This is a genomic window from Sporosarcina sp. FA9, assembly GCF_051550205.1.
In the GTDB taxonomy this organism is placed as follows: Bacteria; Bacillota; Bacilli; order Bacillales_A; family Planococcaceae; genus Sporosarcina.
Map to the genome: position 1 here is coordinate 703,114 of NZ_CP188819.1, position 16,570 is coordinate 719,683.

Sequence of the window (16,570 nt, forward strand, 5' to 3'; positions counted from 1 at the left end):
ATTCGATGAAATACTCTGAGATTAAAGATAAGACATTTTCTACATTAGAAGTAGACGAAAAAGCATATCGTTATTTCAAACTTGAAACGCTGGCAAATGAAGGTATAGGAGAAATTTCTTCACTGCCGTTTTCTGTAAAAGCATTGCTTGAAAGTGCTGTGCGTCAATTTGATGGTAAGTATATTACAGATGAACATATAAAACTCATTGCGAACTGGCACAAGACTCAATATAGCAACAGCGAAATTCCGTTTAAACCTGCAAGAGTTGTGTTGCAGGATTTCACGGGAGTCCCGGCAATAGTAGACCTAGCTGCAATGAGAAGTGCGGTTACAAATTTAGGTGGAGACATCGGCCGCATTAATCCGCAAATTGCTGTAGATTTAGTTGTCGATCATTCCATTATTACCGAGGCTTCTGGAAATGAAAACTCATTTCATTTAAACTTGGAGCTTGAATACGATCGTAATGCAGAGCGTTATCGTTTCGTGCGATGGGCACAACAGGCTTTTGATAATTTTAGAGTTGTTCCACCGGCATCTGGAATCGTTCATCAAGTCAATTTGGAGCATTTAGGCACTTCCGTCATTACAAAAGAGCAAAATGGCGGAACGGATGTTTACTTAGATACGGTTGTCGGAACGGATTCACATACACCGATGATTAACGGACTTGGCACAATCGGATGGGGTGTTGGGGGAATTGAAGCGGAAGCGGCGATGTTGGGGCAACCTCTCTTTTTCGTAGTCCCGCAAGTTGTTGGAGTTAAACTGAACGGTAAAATGTCCGAAGGTTCAACGGCAACTGATTTAGCATTAACAGTAACAAACGTGCTTCGTAAAAAAGGTGTTGTCGGTAAGATTGTTGAATTTTTTGGCCCTTCGGTGAGTGAAATCTCTTTAGCGGACCGAGCAACAATTTCAAATATGGCTCCCGAATACGGTGCAACAATGTCCTTTTTTCCAACAGATGACGTGACGATGGACTATTTGAAACTCACTGGAAGAGGTCAATATGTCGAACTTTCAAAAGCGTATCACAAAGCACAGGGGCTTTATCGCACAAATGAAACTGCTAATCCTATGTTTACCGATGTAGTTGAAATTGATTTGTCTAAAATTGGTCCAACATTAGCGGGACCTAAAAGACCTCAAGACAAAGTAAGTCTTTCGGATATGAAGGAAGCCTTTACGCGTTCGATTTCAGCTCCATTAACGGAACAGGGTTATGCTTTACCAAGTACGGAATTGAAACGAACTGTACAATTGCACGAATCTAAAGAACAATTGAATACAGGATCCATCGTTCTTGCAGCCATTACAAGTTGTACCAATACATCGAATCCCCATGTAATGATTGCGGCGGGTTTAATTGCAAAGAATGCTTTTGAAAAGGGGCTTTGTACGCCAAGCTATGTGAAGACGAGTCTAACTCCGGGTTCTACTGTTGTTACGAAGTATTTACAGGAGTCTGGTCTGTTGTTTTATTTAGAGAAACTTGGATTTTTTGTGGATGGGTATGGTTGCGGTGCTTGTTGCGGAAATACGGGACCTCTTTCAGAAGAAGTGGAAACTGCGATTACAGATAATGAGCTAATTGTTTCGTCTGTATTAAGTGGTAATCGAAATTTTGAAGGTCGGGTTCATCCTCTTATAAAAGCGAATTATTTAGCTTCCCCTCCTTTAGTCGTTGCCTATGCAATCGCTGGTACGATTCAAAAGGATTTAGTGTCGGAACCTTTAGGCGTGGATCACGAAGGACAGAATATTTATTTGCGAGATATTTGGCCTTCATCATTAGAAATCGAGAAAGTGATTGCGTCTACCATTGACTCAGATTTGTTTAAGCGTCAGTATGCCGATATTTTTAGCAATGAACGATGGGATGCCATTGAAGTACCTGTAGGTCCATTATATGAATGGGACAAGGAATCTTCTTATATACAGGAATCTCCTTTCTTTAAGGCTGGCAATCAAAACGAAGTACTGGAGTCTAATTTGAAGGATATGAATGTGTTGTTACTGTTAGGCGATTCGATTACGACAGATCATATTTCACCGGTAGGACATATCGGATTAACTTCATCTGCGGGACGTTATTTGACGGAACAAGGTGTTTCACCAAGGCAATTTAATTCATATGGATCTCGAAGGGGAAATCATAATGTGATGGTGCGCGGAACGTTTGCGAATGTGCGCTTGCGCAATGGTCTTGCGGATGGAAAAGAAGGCGGTTTTACAAAGTTTTTGCCGGGTGGCGAAATCTTGTCTGTTTATGATGCGGCTATGAAGTATGAGGAACTGGATAAAAATCTTCTTGTAGTTGCCGGGAAAGAGTACGGTACGGGGAGCTCTAGGGACTGGGCTGCTAAGGGGACTGCGCTGCTCGGTGTGAAGGTTGTTCTGGCGGAGAGTTTTGAGCGGATTCATCGAGATAATCTTGTTGGTATGGGTGTTCTTCCGCTCGAGTTTTGTGCGGGGGAGAGTGCGATTGGATTTAGTTTAGATGGAACGGAGCGTTATGATATTGTTGGTCTAACGGAGATGCCGACGCCGGGTCAACTTGTGAGTGTTCAGGTGACGGATGTGGATGGTGCAGTTCGTGCGTTTGCTGCAGTTGTGAGGTTGGATAGTATGATTGAAGTTGAGTATTATATGAATGGTGGAATATTACCGTCTGTTATGCAAGAGCTTCTTCGTTAGGGAATATTACGAATTAATAAAAGTGCGAGTGGTTTTCGGATTTCTCATGGAATGTGGTTCCCAAATTCGCTTGGCGCTTGGCGATGGCCTGGTTTCGGCGCCTGCAGGATGCAGGTGTGCAGCCTTTGCCGCACGATGCGGCGATCTTTGGCTGCCTTCCTTTGTATTGTCGCTTCGGCACTAGATTAGTTCTATTTCCTGGGTTGTATTATGGTGTTAGGATTTCTTAAGGTAAGTTGTTTCCAAATTCGCTTGGCGCTTGGCGATGGCCTTTCGCAATGAGCTCGACAGAAAGGCGCTGCCGATCTCATTGCATCGGCTCACGCTTATCGCTTCTACGCTAGATAGTTCATTGTCATTGTATAGTAATTCTGAGGATTCTATATGTGGTTTGGGTTGGAGATTTACTGGTTTGAGGAATTGGGATTACTAATGAAGTGTGGTTTCCAATCACGCTTGCTGCTTGGTGATGTTTTGTCCGAGGATTGTAAAGGTCAAACGAGTTTGGTTGCATTTCTCCACATAGGTTGCACACGTTTCATTTGAAGTAGTACTGGTTTCGCCCAATTGGTCAAATGCATTCGTTCGGTTTTGAAATCAATGGGAGTCTACTCAGCATTTTTACTTTCAGGATTTTAGGTTGATTGGAGTGCAAGGCGGCGACTCGGGGAGGATCAGCGGGACAGGTGAAACAACCAACGGTAGCGAAGCGAACGGGTTGGTCCACCGCCCGCCCTCCCGAACGCGTCCGCCTGGAACGCAAATCAACTGAGATTATGGACCACACTATATTAACGGACTTGTTCAGTTCCCTCTTGCGTTGCACACTCCTACACTCAATATTGCTCTTGTGGTATTGGTATCTGTTTTAAATTAAGGGAGACGATTATAATAATGAATGTGAAAAGGAAATCATCTAGTGATATTGCTTATGAGGCAGTTAGGACTAAGATTATTGAACTGGAGTATGCTCCTGAGAAACAGCTTGTGGAGGAGGAGTTGTCGGCTCAGTTGAATGTGAGTCGTACGCCCCTTAGGCAAGCTCTTTATCGGCTTGAACTGGAAGGGTTAATTATTAAACAGGCAAATGGTCGGATGCATGTTGCTCCGATTACGTTGGTGGAAGCTGAAGAAGTGTATAAGGTTCGTGAAGTAATTGAAGGGTTGTTGGCGCGAGAAGCAACGCTCAATATGACGGATGAAAAGCTTCATCAGTTAGAGGATGTGTTGGTTTTGATGAAGCTTGCGGCTGAGCAAGGACGTATTGAGCATACGATTATGTACGGCAGTGAATTTCATTCGAAGTTATATGCGTTAAGTTCGAATCAGACAGCGAAGCGTCTAATGGAACAGTTGGATGGTCAAATTGAACGTTATCGGAGAATTAGTGGATATAAGAATCCAGAGTATAGTCCAATTTTACCGGTGCATGAACATGAAGAAATTATGAAGTTTATTCGTAAGAGAAACGCTGATATGGTTGAGAAGGAAATGAGGAAACACATTATGCGTAATTTAACGGTTGCTAAAGAGACGCTGTTGCTTTCTTTGGAGAACTAATACGGACAATGATTCAATTGAATCATTGTCTTTTTTCTGGAATCTGTTTAAATGCGGAAGAAATTGCGGTGAGGCAATCGAGTATTGTTGCCGCTGCTGGGGTTATGGCATTACATGTTGGGGAAGCCGCCAATCGTATCAATAAGTTCTTAAAGAAATAAACCACTGTGAACTTTATGAACTAAATGATTTATAAAAACAGTATAAACACTATTTTCAGAAGATTCTATATTGACAGAGTCACTATATACTAAATGAGAATGATAAAAAGGGGGAATATATCGATGATGAAACGTAATTTATTTTTACTTGTTTTTGCATTAGTAATGGCAACAATATTAGCGGCTTGTAGTGCAGATAAAGCAGACGCACCAAAGGAAGATGATAAAGCAGCAGCAACGGAAAAAGAAACGAAAACAGAAACTGAAACAGAAGCATGGAAGCCAAGTAAGCCAATTGAGTTCATTGCTCCAGCAGGTGCTGGTGGTGGATGGGATACAACGGCAAGAACGGTAGCTAAAGTTATGGAAGAGCAAAAGATTGTAGACCAACGTATGGCAGTTGTGAATAAGCCGGGCGGTGGAGGAGCGATTGGTTGGGCATACATTAATGAAAAAGATACAGATGACCATTTACTATTTCCAACATCACCACCAATTATGTTTGTACCTTTAAATGGACAATCCGATTTAGGACATAAAGATTTTACACCACTTGCGGCACTAACGGGTGACTATGCTGCATTTATTGTGAAAGCGGATTCACCGTTTAAAGATATGAGTGATTTGGTAGATGCAATGAAAGCGGATCCAAGTTCAGTGTCAATCGTAGGGGATTCAGCGCCAGGTAGTATGGATCACATGCAGTTTATCAAAGCAATTCATGCGGCGGGTGTAGATGCAAAAGGCGTTAAATATGTATCTTCACAAGACGGTGCAGGTATGACAATGCTATTAGGAGGACAAGTTGAAGTCTATTCTACAGGTGTTGGTGAAGCAGTTGAACAAGTTCGTGCAGGAAATGTTCGAGTTTTGGGTATTACAGCGGCAGAACGTCTTACAGGTGAAGTTGTAAAAGATTTCCCAACACTTGTAGAACAAGGAATCGATGATACGTTTGTTGTTTGGCGTGGAATTATGGGACCAGGTAACATGAGTGCCGAAGCTGCAGCGTTTTATGAAAATGCTTTAAAAGAAATGTCAGAGTCAGATGCATGGAAAGCTGAGCTTGAGCGTTATGGTTGGGAGCCTAACTGGATGGGTAGTGAAGAATTCAGTACTTTCCTAGATGAGCAGTATGACATTATGGATAAGTTAATGAAAGAAATTGGACTAAGAAACTAACACATATGTACATCTGAAGGGTGGTCATTTTCGACATCCTTCTTGTTCTTTTGACAACGTAAGTGAGGAGTGAGTGTATGTCTATACGAAATATGGATCGAAAAGTTGCGTTAATTCTTATGGCAATTGCAGTTTTTTACTTGATTTTATCTTACCAACTTCCTGATTTTGCATTTGTGCAAGTAGACGCGGATGCATTGCCTAAGGGGCTCGGTTTTTTACTTCTCATATTAGCTGTTCTGCTATTCGTTCATAACAAGCCGGAAACAGAAGAGGAGATTGAAAAAAGAACTTTGAAAAAAGAGGATAAAATGTTGTTGATTTATACATTGATTTCTCTTTTACTTTTTGTGTTCTTTTTAGAAATACTAGGATTTGTTTTAAGTACCGTTATTTTCTTAATCGTTACGATGAGAATGTTTGAGTATCGAAATTGGACACGCAGTATTATCGTTTCCGTTGTTTTTTCACTTATTTTGTATTTCTCATTCAATTACGTACTCAAAATATATCTCCCTCAGGGAATTCTGCCATTTTAAAAGGAGATGATCATTAATGGATACATTTGAAAGTATGCTCTACGGATTTCAAGTGGCACTTACTTGGCAAAACGTCATGTTTGTTTTTATTGGAGTATTAGCAGGAACAATCATTGGGATGTTGCCCGGTTTGGGGCCAATTAGTGCTATTGCAGTAATGATTCCTTTAAGTTATGGAATGGATCCTGCATCTGCATTAATTTTAATGGCTGGTGTGTATTATGGTGCAATATTTGGTGGATCTACATCTTCTATTCTGTTAAATGCACCGGGAGTTGCTTCCACAGTAGCTACGACCTTTGATGGGTATCCGCTGGCTCAGCAAGGGAAAGCGGGAAAGGCGTTAGCCATCGCAGCCATAGCTTCCTTTATCGGTGGAACTTTTGCAACTGTCGGTTTAATGTTAGTCGCACCACAACTTGCTAGAGTAGCGATTACATTCGGTCCGACGGAATACTTTGCTTTAATGCTTTTAGGATTAACTGCAATTGCTTCTTTATCTGAAGGATCTACTATAAAAGCATTTATATCTGCTTGTGTAGGAATTATGGTAGCAACCATTGGTATTGATAGTCAAACGGGTACGCAACGATTTACGTTTGGCAATGCAAAACTTTTTGATGGGATTGACTTTTTAGTAATTGCTTTAGGATTATTTGCATTAGCAGAAGTTACGTCCTTAATTATTACGCGTAAGGAAAGTCTCTTTAAAAGTGGAAGTAGTATCGGAAGTTTAAAGATTACGAAATCGGAAGCTAAAGTAATGGCGGGACCTGTTGCAAGGCAATCCATATTCGGCTTTTTTGTTGGGGTGTTGCCAGGAGCGGGTGCAACAATTGCGTCTTTTTTAGCATATTTCTTTGAAAAGCGGATTGCAAAAGATCCGAATTCTTTTGGAAAAGGAAACGTCGTTGGAGTAGCGGCACCTGAATCTGCAAACAACGCAGCGGCAGGAGGATCATTCGTTCCGTTACTGACACTTGGAATTCCAGGCTCTGGAACAACGGCCATCATGTTAGGTGCGTTACTTGTAGTAGGTGTACAACCTGGGCCAATGTTGTTAAATGATCATCCCGATATATTTTGGGGAGTTATTGCGAGTATGTACATAGGAAACGTGATGTTGCTTGTATTGAACTTGCCGTTAATTCCTTACATCGCCAAAATCCTTTACATTCCAAAAGGGATGCTGATTTCACTTATCCTCATATTCTGTTTAGTTGGTGTGTATGGTGTGAGTTTTAGTCAGTTTGATTTGTATGTGCTTATTATATTTGGTGTAATTGGGTATGCAATGCGTCTACTATCATTCCCAGCGGCACCGTTCATACTGGCCTTCATTTTAGGGGGAATGATGGAACAATCATTCCGACAAGCGTTAACAATTTCAAATGGTAGTTTACTAACTTTTGTTGAACGTCCAATTTCAGCCACTTTAATAGTAGTTGCGCTTGCGTCATTGTTAGTACCTGTTTTAATTCGGAAGTTTATCATTCGGAAAAACAGGATGAAAGGTATTTTATGAAGTGGGGGAGAGAACGTTCTCCTCTTTTTTTATTCCTCATTTAATCGGTAAAGTCTTTCGGGTCTACCGACTTGTCCATATGCAAGCTCCGCAGTAATGGAACCGATTGAAACCATATATTCCAAGTAACGTCTTGCGGTTGTTCGACTCATTCCTACGTGTTTTCCAAAGTCTTCTGCGGTCACGCCTTGTTCTTTAAAAGTATTTATTTCTCCTTTAATTTTTTTAAGAGTTAACGGATCAATTCCTTTTGGTATGTTTTGTTCATACGTTAGTTCTTTTCTTTTGTTATGAAGCAATTGATCGACATCTTCTTGGTCCACATCATCAATTGTTGTCATTTGAAGCCGGTTTTTAATATATTTAGCAAGCGTTTTTTCGAATCGATCAAAAAGTACGGGCTTGATAATATAATCGATGACGCCACCTCTAATTGCTTCTTGAACGGTTTCTATTTCTTTCGCAGCGGTGATTAAAATCACGTCCGTTGAACGATGATGGTTGCGTATATGCCAAAGCATGTCAATCCCATTCCCGTCTGGAAAATAAACATCGAGAAAAACTAAATCAGGCTTGTATGTAAGAAGCTTTTCTTTCGCTTCTTTTATTGTGGAGGCAATCCCGCACACTTCAAATCCTTCTAATCGTTCGGTGAATTTTTTATTGATATCTGCTACTCGAAAATCATCTTCCATTATGAGTACTTGTATTTTCTGCAAGTTCATTTCCTCCTGTCTTTGGGACGACTACAACGAAAACAAGCCCACCCATTTCGCTTTTAGATACAGTAATATAGCCATTTAAATCTTTCAAGGACTCTTTAACTAAATACAAGCCAAATCCTCTATTTTCTTCATTTTTTGTGCTAAATCCTTTATCGAATATCAAATCAAGCTTATCGTCTTCGATACCTACTCCAGCATCTTCAATTTCAAAAATGAAATCATTTCCTAAATCCGTCATAAATAAATGAACTTCATTTTTTGGATTTGTGGATTCCAAAGTAGCTTCAAAGGAATTATCCAATAAATTACCTAAAATGGTTACAAGTTTTTCACGTTGAAAATCTTTAGGGAGAGCACCGAGTGCACTGTCTTTATTGATAATGAAGTTTACTTTCAATTCATGTGCTCGTGTATATTTACCTAAAAGAAAAGCACTTATTAATGTGTCGGGAACAGCATCCAGTAAAAAGTGGATCAGTTCCTCATAGTTGCTCGTCTCTTTAACAATAATTTCGAGTGCATCCTGATAAGAACCTAATTGAATCAAACCGGAAATTGTGTGAAGTTTATTGGAATACTCATGCGTTTGTGAACGTAGAACTTCTGCATATTGTTGAACTTGAGACAGTTCATTTGATAGTTGTTCGATATCGGTTTTTTTACGAAAGCTGGATACGACACCTGTAACTTTTCCGTCCGTAATTATGGGTACACGACTAGCAATGACGTGATTGTCTCCAATCATCATTTCTTTGTTAAATTGGGTTTCTCCATCGGATAGAACATTGAGCATTTTTGTATTCGGTAACACTTCTAAAATATGAGTTTGTAAAATATCATGTCTCGGCTGAATACCTAAAACATTGTAAGCGGCGTCATTTATCATTGAAATATTTCCTTTGTCGTTGATTGCAATAATTCCTTCGTGGACGGATTGTAAAATGGCACTTCTTTCTTCGAATAAACGGCCAATCTCCTTCGGTTCTAAGCCGAAAATTGCTTTTTTCACACCTTTAGCAATTTGGTATGATGCAATAATGGCTATGGCTAAGAAAAGAAGTACTGTTAAAATGATTTTGTTTTCATATTGCTGAATAATTTCTTCGACATTTATATTTAGAAAACCAACAGAAACAATTCCGATGATCTGACCTGTTTCATTTAATATAGGAGCCTTTCCGCGTAAAGAAGGCCCAAGTGTCCCTTCCGACTGTGATATATAAGACACGCCATCCTCTAAAGCGAGCGCATTATCTCCACCAACCATTTTTTGGCCAACTCGATCGGGGTTTGGATGTGAATAGCGAATACTATCCGTATTTCCGATTACGATAAATTCTGCACCTGTTTTCATGCGGATACTTTCGGCTAATGGCTGAATCACTTCTTCGGGATGAGGCGTCTCAAATGCGGTCCGTATGGATGGCATGCTGGCTATGGTTTCCGCTAAGTTTAGGGCTCTTAACCCGATATGTTCTTCAATAGATGCTGTCAAAATCGTATTGAATATTGTACCTAATACAATGATGATCAATAAAAATAAGCTGAAGACCAGCATAACAATTTTAGTTTGTAGTTTCATATTATTAATATACTTAGCTACCATTTCGAATCATCCTTCATTCATCCATATGTTTCTCATACTCTCTATTGTAAACGATTACATTAATAAAAACAGACAATTATCCGAAAAATTCGAGGGCTCTGTTGATTGGTGAATTATGAATTGAGCAGTTTCTTAAAACTCAAGCCTTTTTCTCACATGATTTACATAGGTCTGGCTTACGGGAAGTTCTGTGCCGTCTTTAAGTTTAATGACCAAACCAGATGAAAAGTCTCTTGTAATGCACTGAATGAATGGAATATGAACGATATACGAACGATGAATTCGTAAGAAAGAGTTCGGCAAACGGGCTTCTAAGTTTTTTAAAGTGTGAATGGCACTATAGGTTTTATTGGCGGCATAAAACCATGTTTTCTTTTGCAGGCTTTCTATATGAGAGATGTGTTCAAGTGGTACGGGACACCATGTTTCTTCGTGCTTTCCGGTAAGGAGAAGCAGGGGCTCACTTTTTACAAAATAAGTAGGCGGCAATATGACGACTAATACAGCGGGCTCATCTTTCAAATAAATGGGATAGCCGATACCATAATAGGAAACACCGAATACAGAATCATCCACTAACGCATCCACTTTGCAATTCTTTTTAAAGGTCATTTCTGCAATACTTCCCTCTTTAACTGGTTCTCCTTTGGATAGATGAATGTTTGGAATGCCTGGACTGTAGTGAATGTAGCGCCCCTTAACCGCGATTGCGATGGACGCATCTTTTGGAATCCAATCTTCTAAAATCGTTTTTATTTGGTTCAGTTCTTTGTTCTCCACACGATTTCCCCCTTAAACTAGTTTTGATTTCGTCTCTCTCTATTCAATTCTGTCTGGCAATAAGTCGTTTTGTCGTAATTTTGTGACAAATTAAATAATCTGTTATACATTAGTATATAACAACTCCAACTGTTATGAAACAGCGAGTGTTGACTATTTTTTATTTAATAACTAATGGCGTTAAAAAAATGGGAAGGTGTGGAAGTTATGAGTACACGTAAAGAGCAGGCGGCACAGTTGGAAGAGAATTGGTTAAATGATGCAAGGTGGAATGGCATTGAACGAACTTACTCAGGAGAAGATGTTGTGAAATTAAGAGGTTCCATTCAAATTGAACATACACTCGCAAGAAGAGGTGCAGAGAGACTGTTTAAGTCCATCCATGAAGAAGACTTTGTCAATGCGCTCGGAGCACTTACTGGAAATCAAGCAGTACAACAAGTAAAGGCAGGTCTAAAAGCCATTTATTTAAGCGGTTGGCAAGTTGCTGCAGATGCAAACTCGGCAGGGCAAATGTATCCGGACCAAAGTTTGTACCCAGTAGACAGTGTTCCAAATGTTGTGAAAAAGATTAACCAAGCACTTCAACGTGCAGACCAAATCGATCATGTGGAAAATACAGACGGTTTTGACTGGTTCGCACCGATAGTCGCAGATGCTGAAGCTGGTTTTGGCGGACCCCTTAACGTTTTTGAATTAATGAAAGCAATGATAGAAGCAGGAGCGGCGGGTGTTCATTTTGAAGATCAACTGGCTTCCGAAAAGAAATGTGGTCACTTGGGCGGTAAAGTACTCCTTCCTACGCAAAATGCAATTCGGAACTTAATTTCCGCAAGACTTGCAGCAGATGTAATGGGTGTTCCAACGATTATCATCGCAAGAACAGATGCAGACGCTGCAGATTTAATAACAAGCGATATTGATCCACTAGATCATAAATTTATAACAGGAGATCGCACGCCAGAAGGTTTCTTCCGTACAACACCTGGTATTGACCAAGCGATTGCTAGAGGTCTCGCGTATGCTCCTTATGCCGATTTGGTTTGGTGTGAAACATCGGATCCAAATTTGAAAGAAGCACAACAATTTGCAGATGCAATCCATGCAAAATTCCCTGGTAAACTTCTTGCGTACAATTGTTCACCATCGTTTAACTGGAAAGCAAAATTGAATGATGAGGAAATTGCAAGTTATCAAATAGAGCTCGGTAAAATGGGCTATAAATTCCAGTTCGTTACTCTTGCTGGATTCCATGCTTTAAATCATGCAATGTTTGAACTTGCACATGACTATAAAGACAACGGCATGGCGGCGTACTCGAAATTGCAACAGGCTGAGTTTGCGAGTGAGTCAAAAGGATACACAGCAACAAGACATCAACGTGAAGTAGGTACAGGATATTTCGATGAAGTATCTCAAGTTATTTCGGGTGGAACTTCATCCACAACGGCAATGAAAGGTTCAACTGAAGAAGCACAATTTGCTATAAAATAAACAGTAAAATCTCCTTCAGATTAAGTTCTGAAGGAGTACTACTACAAAAATTGGAGGAGACTAGTATGAGAAGAAAAATGACGAAGAAGATAACTAGAAAACAAACGGAAAAAGAGTGTCGCGAGTGTGGAAATCAAATTATTGAACAACAAGAATCGGTTTTATATGAGTGTGAGCGCTGTATCGGAAAGCATGAAGGATAACTGAAAACGTCTCTGTTCCTACTGTAGGATTAGAGACGTTTTCGTTTACAGATTAAATTATTTTAGGGGATGTGACATATGAAGAATTATATAAAAACAGGAAGGATTCAAGTTTCACAAGTACTTTATCGTTTCGTAAATACAGAAGTGCTTACAGGGACTGGATTAAAAAAAGAGCAGTTTTGGACCGATTTCGACAGACTTATTCACGAACTGATTCCGGAAAACAAGCTGTTGCTGTCAGAACGCGAACGAATTCAAAAAGAAATAAACGCCTGGCATAAAGAGAATAAAGAAAACATTGATTTTGAAGCGTATAAGACGTTTTTATACGAAATCGGTTATCTGGAACAACCTGTGGAAGATTTCTGTGTGACGACTCAAAATGTGGACCGAGAAATAGCGAGTCAAGCTGGCCCTCAGTTAGTCGTTCCTATTGACAATGCCCGGTACGCGTTAAATGCCGCGAATGCTCGTTGGGGAAGTCTGTACGATGCACTTTACGGAACAGATGTGATTCCGGGTAGTGAAGATGTTTTGTATCAGAAAGGCTACGATCCTCTACGGGGTGCGAAAGTAATTACGTATGCCAAAACGTTTCTGGATACAACCGCACCTTTAGCAAGAGGATCACATCTAAATGTTGAGAATTACCAAGTTGTGAATGGTGAACTATTTGCAACACTTTGTGACGGAGAACGAACAGGATTAATTGAAACCGAAAAGTTTGCGGGTTATCAGGGGACGGGGGAAGCCCCGACAGCACTACTCCTCGTGAATAACGGTCTGCATATTGAAATCCAAATTGACGCTACGGATAAAATTGGTCAATATGATACTGCCGGTGTAAAGGATGTCTATTTAGAATCCGCATTATCCACACTTATGGACTGTGAAGACTCAATTGCAGCTGTCGACGCGGACGATAAAGTGGCCGTCTATCGCAACTGGCTTGGGTTAATGAAAGGTGATTTAACCGTAACTTTTGGCAGAGGCGGAAACATTGTTACACGAACGCTGAATGCGGACCGAACGTATACATCGCCAAAAGGTGGAAGCCTTACGTTACCGGGTCGATCTCTTATGTTTGTTCGAAATGTAGGACATCTAATGACGAACAATGCGATTCTTGATAAAAACGGTAATGAAATTCCAGAAGGTATTTTGGATGGTGTGATGACCGCTTTAATTGCCAAACATAATTTAGCAGCGGACGTGCAATTTAGAAACTCAGAACAAGGATCGATTTACATTGTGAAACCAAAGATGCACGGATCTAAAGAAGCAGCTTTTGCGAATAAACTTTTTGATGCGATTGAAGATATTTTAGAGTTGGAACGACACACACTGAAAATCGGTTTGATGGATGAGGAACGTCGAACATCCTTGAACTTGAAAGCCTGTATTTATGAAGTGAAAGACCGTATTGCCTTTATTAACACAGGTTTCCTGGATCGTACGGGAGATGAAATCCATACGTCAATGGAAGCCGGAGTGATGATTCGGAAAAATGAAATGAAAACAACAACTTGGCTTCAGTCTTATGAAACGTCTAATGTGGCGGTCGGCATAAATTGTGGATTACCAGGTCACGCCCAAATCGGAAAAGGAATGTGGGCGATGCCAGATCTAATGAGTGCGATGCTCGAGCAGAAAATTGCTCACCCGAAATCAGGTGCAAGTACGGCTTGGGTTCCATCACCAACTGCGGCGATATTGCATGCCCTTCATTACCACGAAGTGAATGTTGAGAACGTCCAAAAAAATGTCGATCGCTTCGTAGAGCTGAACGATCAAATATTGGAAATCCCGCTCGCCCAAAATCCGACATGGACTCCAGATGAAATTCAGGCTGAGCTCGACAATAATTCACAAGGAATTTTAGGATACGTCGTTCGTTGGATTGACCAAGGGGTTGGATGCTCAAAAGTTCCGGATATCAACGACATCGGATTGATGGAAGACCGTGCAACGTTACGAATTTCCAGCCAACATATTGTCAACTGGCTGCACCACGGAGTTTGTAGCGAAGAACAAGTTCTGGAAACATTGAAACGCATGGCAAAAGTTGTCGATAAGCAAAATGCGGGCGATAAATATTATCAAGCGATGGCTCCGAACTATGATGAATCCATTGCGTTCTCCACGGCTTGTGATTTGGTGTTTAAAGGATTCAATCAGCCAAACGGATACACGGAACCCATTTTACACAAACGTCGGATTGAGGCAAAAGCGAGAAAACGTGCTACCCAGAATGAAGAGATGAATGTTCAATAATATAGAAGGAGGGGATCTAGTATGAAGAATTCAGAGCAAGCGACGAAAATCTGTCGTGAATGCGGTTGTGAAATCATCGAAAAAGTAGAATCTTTATTATATGAATGTGAACGCTGCATCGGTTCACACGAAGAATGAAATAGACACGGCTTTTTTCCCGAATAGCGGAAGAAAGTCGTTTTTATTTGCGGATTGTCAAACAGTTTAGTCAAGTCCATAGTCTTGTGTACTTTCCCTTAATCGTGTTTTCAACTTTTCACTTCGTGTATAGAATTCACGCGATGGCTAACTAACTCGCGACTTTACTTGGAGTGGCGGGCATGATAGCCTGTCTGGGCAGAGCCGACTTTTTTAAAAAAGCCGGCTCTTTAGGCTGGATGATTATGCCCGCAGAGGCTCCATGTCAAGTCGCTACTCGTCATACTTGTGCGTCCTGCTGTTTTTGGGAACCGGCAGATTGACCGAAAACATTTCTTTCCCACCCTTTGTTTCCCTTTGTATAACTCATTAAAACTGCCCCAATTAAACGAAAAGCCGATTGGGTATTTGGGAAAATCCTGATAACTTGTTCACGTCGACGCACCTCTTGGTTAAGACGTTCTAAATGATTTGTAGAACGAATAAATTTACGATGTCTTAACGGAAAATTAAGGTTTTGTATCGCGTCGTCGAATCCCTCATCTAGTATGGTAAGTGCTTTTTCAAATCGCTTTTCCTCTGAAAATTTATCGAAAAACAAATCTTTCAGTCGGCGAATAGTGTCTACATCTTCTGCAGCAAAAATACTGTTTAAAAGACTTCTAGCTTCATCACAATCTTTTTTCGGAAAACAATCTGCAATATTCCTTCTGAAATGAACAGTACAACGTTGCCAAGCCGTTCCTAAAAACTTTTCTTGGATTGCTTTTTTCAAGCCTTTATGCGCATCTGAAGTGACCAGTTTTGGAGACTGTAAGCCCCTAGAGATAAGGCTCTGTAAGAAGTTAGCCCAGCTTTCATAACTCTCGTTATGATCCACTTTCATACCTAGAATTTCCCTGTATCCAGCCTCGTTAATCGCAATCGCGATGTAAACTGCTTTCGATACAACACGATGGTGTTCACGTACTTTAATGTACATTGCATCCAAAAAAAGATAAGGATAATAAGTTGTATTTAAAGGCCGCTCAGCCCACTCTTTCACGATTGGATCCAACTTGGCAGTTAAGGATGAAACGAATGATTTAGAAACACTTTCTCCACAAAGCTGTTCCACAATGTTGGTTACCTTGCGAGTCGAGACGCCATTTACAACCATCTCGAGCATAGATAATACTAAAGCTTGTTCACAGCGAGCGTACCGTTCAAAAACAGAAGGGGAGAACTCACCTTGCCTTGTGCGCGGTACCTTTAACGTGATTCGACCGACGCTAATCGTATAATCCCTTTCGTAATAGCCGTTACGATAGTCAACGCGGTCCTCAGATCTTTCATAGGATCCTGCTTTTAAATAGTCGTCACGTTCTTTTTCCATATACTCATTCAATACTAAAATAATTGTTGATTTGACAACTGATTCCATATTTGAATTCATAACTGTATCTTTTAAATTATCCATATCTATAGTAAAATTAAGTAAGGTCATTTTCCATTCCTCCTAAATGTTTATCGTCGTTGAAAACATTTTAACATAAGGAATGGAAAATGCCTTTTCCTATTTACACAATTATATGGACTCTACCAACAGTTTGTGGTTCGTGGCACATCTCGGAGAATTGGTTGCACACCTCGGCCGATTGGTTGCACATCTCCGCGAATTCGTTGCACATCTCAGCAA

At 40.5% G+C, this 16,570-nt stretch carries 14 protein-coding genes; 10 read left to right on the plus strand and 4 right to left on the minus strand.

The annotated features are described in order from the left end of the window. The first annotated feature begins 5 nt into the window (after window positions 1-5). The 6 genes from acnA to ACP8HH_RS03320 all read left to right on the plus strand — a co-directional run bounded on the left by acnA (window position 6) and on the right by ACP8HH_RS03320 (window position 7,669). Window positions 6-2,702, plus strand: a complete 2,697-nt coding sequence (gene acnA / locus ACP8HH_RS03295) for an aconitate hydratase AcnA (RefSeq protein WP_438315817.1) — start codon at window positions 6-8, stop codon at window positions 2,700-2,702. Between the two features lie 894 nt (window positions 2,703-3,596). Further along, window positions 3,597-4,262 carry a GntR family transcriptional regulator gene (locus ACP8HH_RS03300; RefSeq protein WP_438315820.1) on the plus strand — a complete coding sequence of 222 codons (666 nt, stop codon included), beginning with the start codon at window positions 3,597-3,599 and terminating at the stop codon, window positions 4,260-4,262. Between the two features lie 8 nt (window positions 4,263-4,270). Beyond that, window positions 4,271-4,423, plus strand: a complete 153-nt coding sequence (locus ACP8HH_RS03305; RefSeq protein WP_438315822.1) for a hypothetical protein — start codon at window positions 4,271-4,273, stop codon at window positions 4,421-4,423. A gap of 123 nt (window positions 4,424-4,546) precedes the next feature. Then, entirely contained in the window at window positions 4,547-5,605 is a 1,059-nt protein-coding gene (locus ACP8HH_RS03310; protein WP_438315825.1) for a tripartite tricarboxylate transporter substrate binding protein, read from the plus strand. Between the two features lie 77 nt (window positions 5,606-5,682). Beyond that, window positions 5,683-6,144, plus strand: coding sequence for a tripartite tricarboxylate transporter TctB family protein (locus tag ACP8HH_RS03315; RefSeq protein ID WP_438315828.1), 462 nt, complete (start codon window positions 5,683-5,685; stop codon window positions 6,142-6,144). 16 nt (window positions 6,145-6,160) lie between these two features. Further along, window positions 6,161-7,669, plus strand: a complete 1,509-nt coding sequence (locus ACP8HH_RS03320) for a tripartite tricarboxylate transporter permease (protein WP_438315830.1) — start codon at window positions 6,161-6,163, stop codon at window positions 7,667-7,669. Window positions 7,670-7,698: 29 nt separating this feature from the next. On the opposite strand, the gene ACP8HH_RS03325 is transcribed toward ACP8HH_RS03320, so the two are convergent. From ACP8HH_RS03325 to ACP8HH_RS03335, 3 genes are all read right to left on the minus strand, one after another. Next, complete coding sequence (locus ACP8HH_RS03325) at window positions 7,699-8,364, minus strand: response regulator (RefSeq protein WP_438319006.1); 666 nt, start codon at window positions 8,362-8,364, stop codon at window positions 7,699-7,701. Then, on the minus strand, window positions 8,354-10,000 hold the full coding sequence (locus ACP8HH_RS03330; RefSeq protein WP_438315832.1) for an ATP-binding protein: 1,647 nt from the start codon (window positions 9,998-10,000) through the stop codon (window positions 8,354-8,356). The genes ACP8HH_RS03325 and ACP8HH_RS03330 overlap by 11 nt, the downstream gene beginning before the upstream one ends. Before the next feature lie 132 nt (window positions 10,001-10,132). After that, on the minus strand, window positions 10,133-10,780 hold the full coding sequence (locus ACP8HH_RS03335) for a LytR/AlgR family response regulator transcription factor (protein ID WP_438315834.1): 648 nt from the start codon (window positions 10,778-10,780) through the stop codon (window positions 10,133-10,135). 207 nt (window positions 10,781-10,987) lie between these two features. Here ACP8HH_RS03335 and aceA point away from each other — a divergent pair, with 207 nt between their 5' ends. The 4 genes from aceA (at window position 10,988) to ACP8HH_RS03355 (ending at window position 14,892) form a co-directional block, all read left to right on the plus strand. Further along, complete coding sequence (gene aceA, locus ACP8HH_RS03340) at window positions 10,988-12,274, plus strand: isocitrate lyase (protein WP_438315837.1); 1,287 nt, start codon at window positions 10,988-10,990, stop codon at window positions 12,272-12,274. Window positions 12,275-12,339: 65 nt separating this feature from the next. Further along, window positions 12,340-12,477, plus strand: a complete 138-nt coding sequence (yhfH, locus tag ACP8HH_RS03345) for a protein YhfH (protein ID WP_438315840.1) — start codon at window positions 12,340-12,342, stop codon at window positions 12,475-12,477. Window positions 12,478-12,555: 78 nt separating this feature from the next. Next, window positions 12,556-14,754, plus strand: coding sequence for a malate synthase G (locus ACP8HH_RS03350; protein WP_438315843.1), 2,199 nt, complete (start codon window positions 12,556-12,558; stop codon window positions 14,752-14,754). 21 nt (window positions 14,755-14,775) lie between these two features. Further along, window positions 14,776-14,892: a protein YhfH gene (locus ACP8HH_RS03355; protein WP_438315846.1), complete on the plus strand. Its 117-nt coding sequence runs from the start codon at window positions 14,776-14,778 to the stop codon at window positions 14,890-14,892. Window positions 14,893-15,172: 280 nt separating this feature from the next. On the opposite strand, the gene ACP8HH_RS03360 is transcribed toward ACP8HH_RS03355, so the two are convergent. Continuing rightward, a complete protein-coding gene (locus ACP8HH_RS03360; protein ID WP_438315626.1) occupies window positions 15,173-16,378 on the minus strand; it encodes an IS256 family transposase in 1,206 nt (401 codons plus the stop codon). Window positions 16,379-16,570 lie beyond the last annotated feature (192 nt).

Coding starts and splice junctions, on each gene's coding strand:
- acnA (WP_438315817.1), top strand. CDS start 6: ATGAAATACTCTGAGATTAAAGATAAGACATTTTCTACATTAGAAGTA.
- ACP8HH_RS03300 (WP_438315820.1), top strand. CDS start 3,597: ATGAATGTGAAAAGGAAATCATCTAGTGATATTGCTTATGAGGCAGTT.
- ACP8HH_RS03305 (WP_438315822.1), top strand. CDS start 4,271: ATGATTCAATTGAATCATTGTCTTTTTTCTGGAATCTGTTTAAATGCG.
- ACP8HH_RS03310 (WP_438315825.1), top strand. CDS start 4,547: ATGATGAAACGTAATTTATTTTTACTTGTTTTTGCATTAGTAATGGCA.
- ACP8HH_RS03315 (WP_438315828.1), top strand. CDS start 5,683: ATGTCTATACGAAATATGGATCGAAAAGTTGCGTTAATTCTTATGGCA.
- ACP8HH_RS03320 (WP_438315830.1), top strand. CDS start 6,161: ATGGATACATTTGAAAGTATGCTCTACGGATTTCAAGTGGCACTTACT.
- ACP8HH_RS03325 (WP_438319006.1), bottom strand. CDS start 8,364: ATGGAAGATGATTTTCGAGTAGCAGATATCAATAAAAAATTCACCGAA.
- ACP8HH_RS03330 (WP_438315832.1), bottom strand. CDS start 10,000: ATGGTAGCTAAGTATATTAATAATATGAAACTACAAACTAAAATTGTT.
- aceA (WP_438315837.1), top strand. CDS start 10,988: ATGAGTACACGTAAAGAGCAGGCGGCACAGTTGGAAGAGAATTGGTTA.
- yhfH (WP_438315840.1), top strand. CDS start 12,340: ATGAGAAGAAAAATGACGAAGAAGATAACTAGAAAACAAACGGAAAAA.
- ACP8HH_RS03350 (WP_438315843.1), top strand. CDS start 12,556: ATGAAGAATTATATAAAAACAGGAAGGATTCAAGTTTCACAAGTACTT.
- ACP8HH_RS03355 (WP_438315846.1), top strand. CDS start 14,776: ATGAAGAATTCAGAGCAAGCGACGAAAATCTGTCGTGAATGCGGTTGT.
- ACP8HH_RS03360 (WP_438315626.1), bottom strand. CDS start 16,378: ATGACCTTACTTAATTTTACTATAGATATGGATAATTTAAAAGATACA.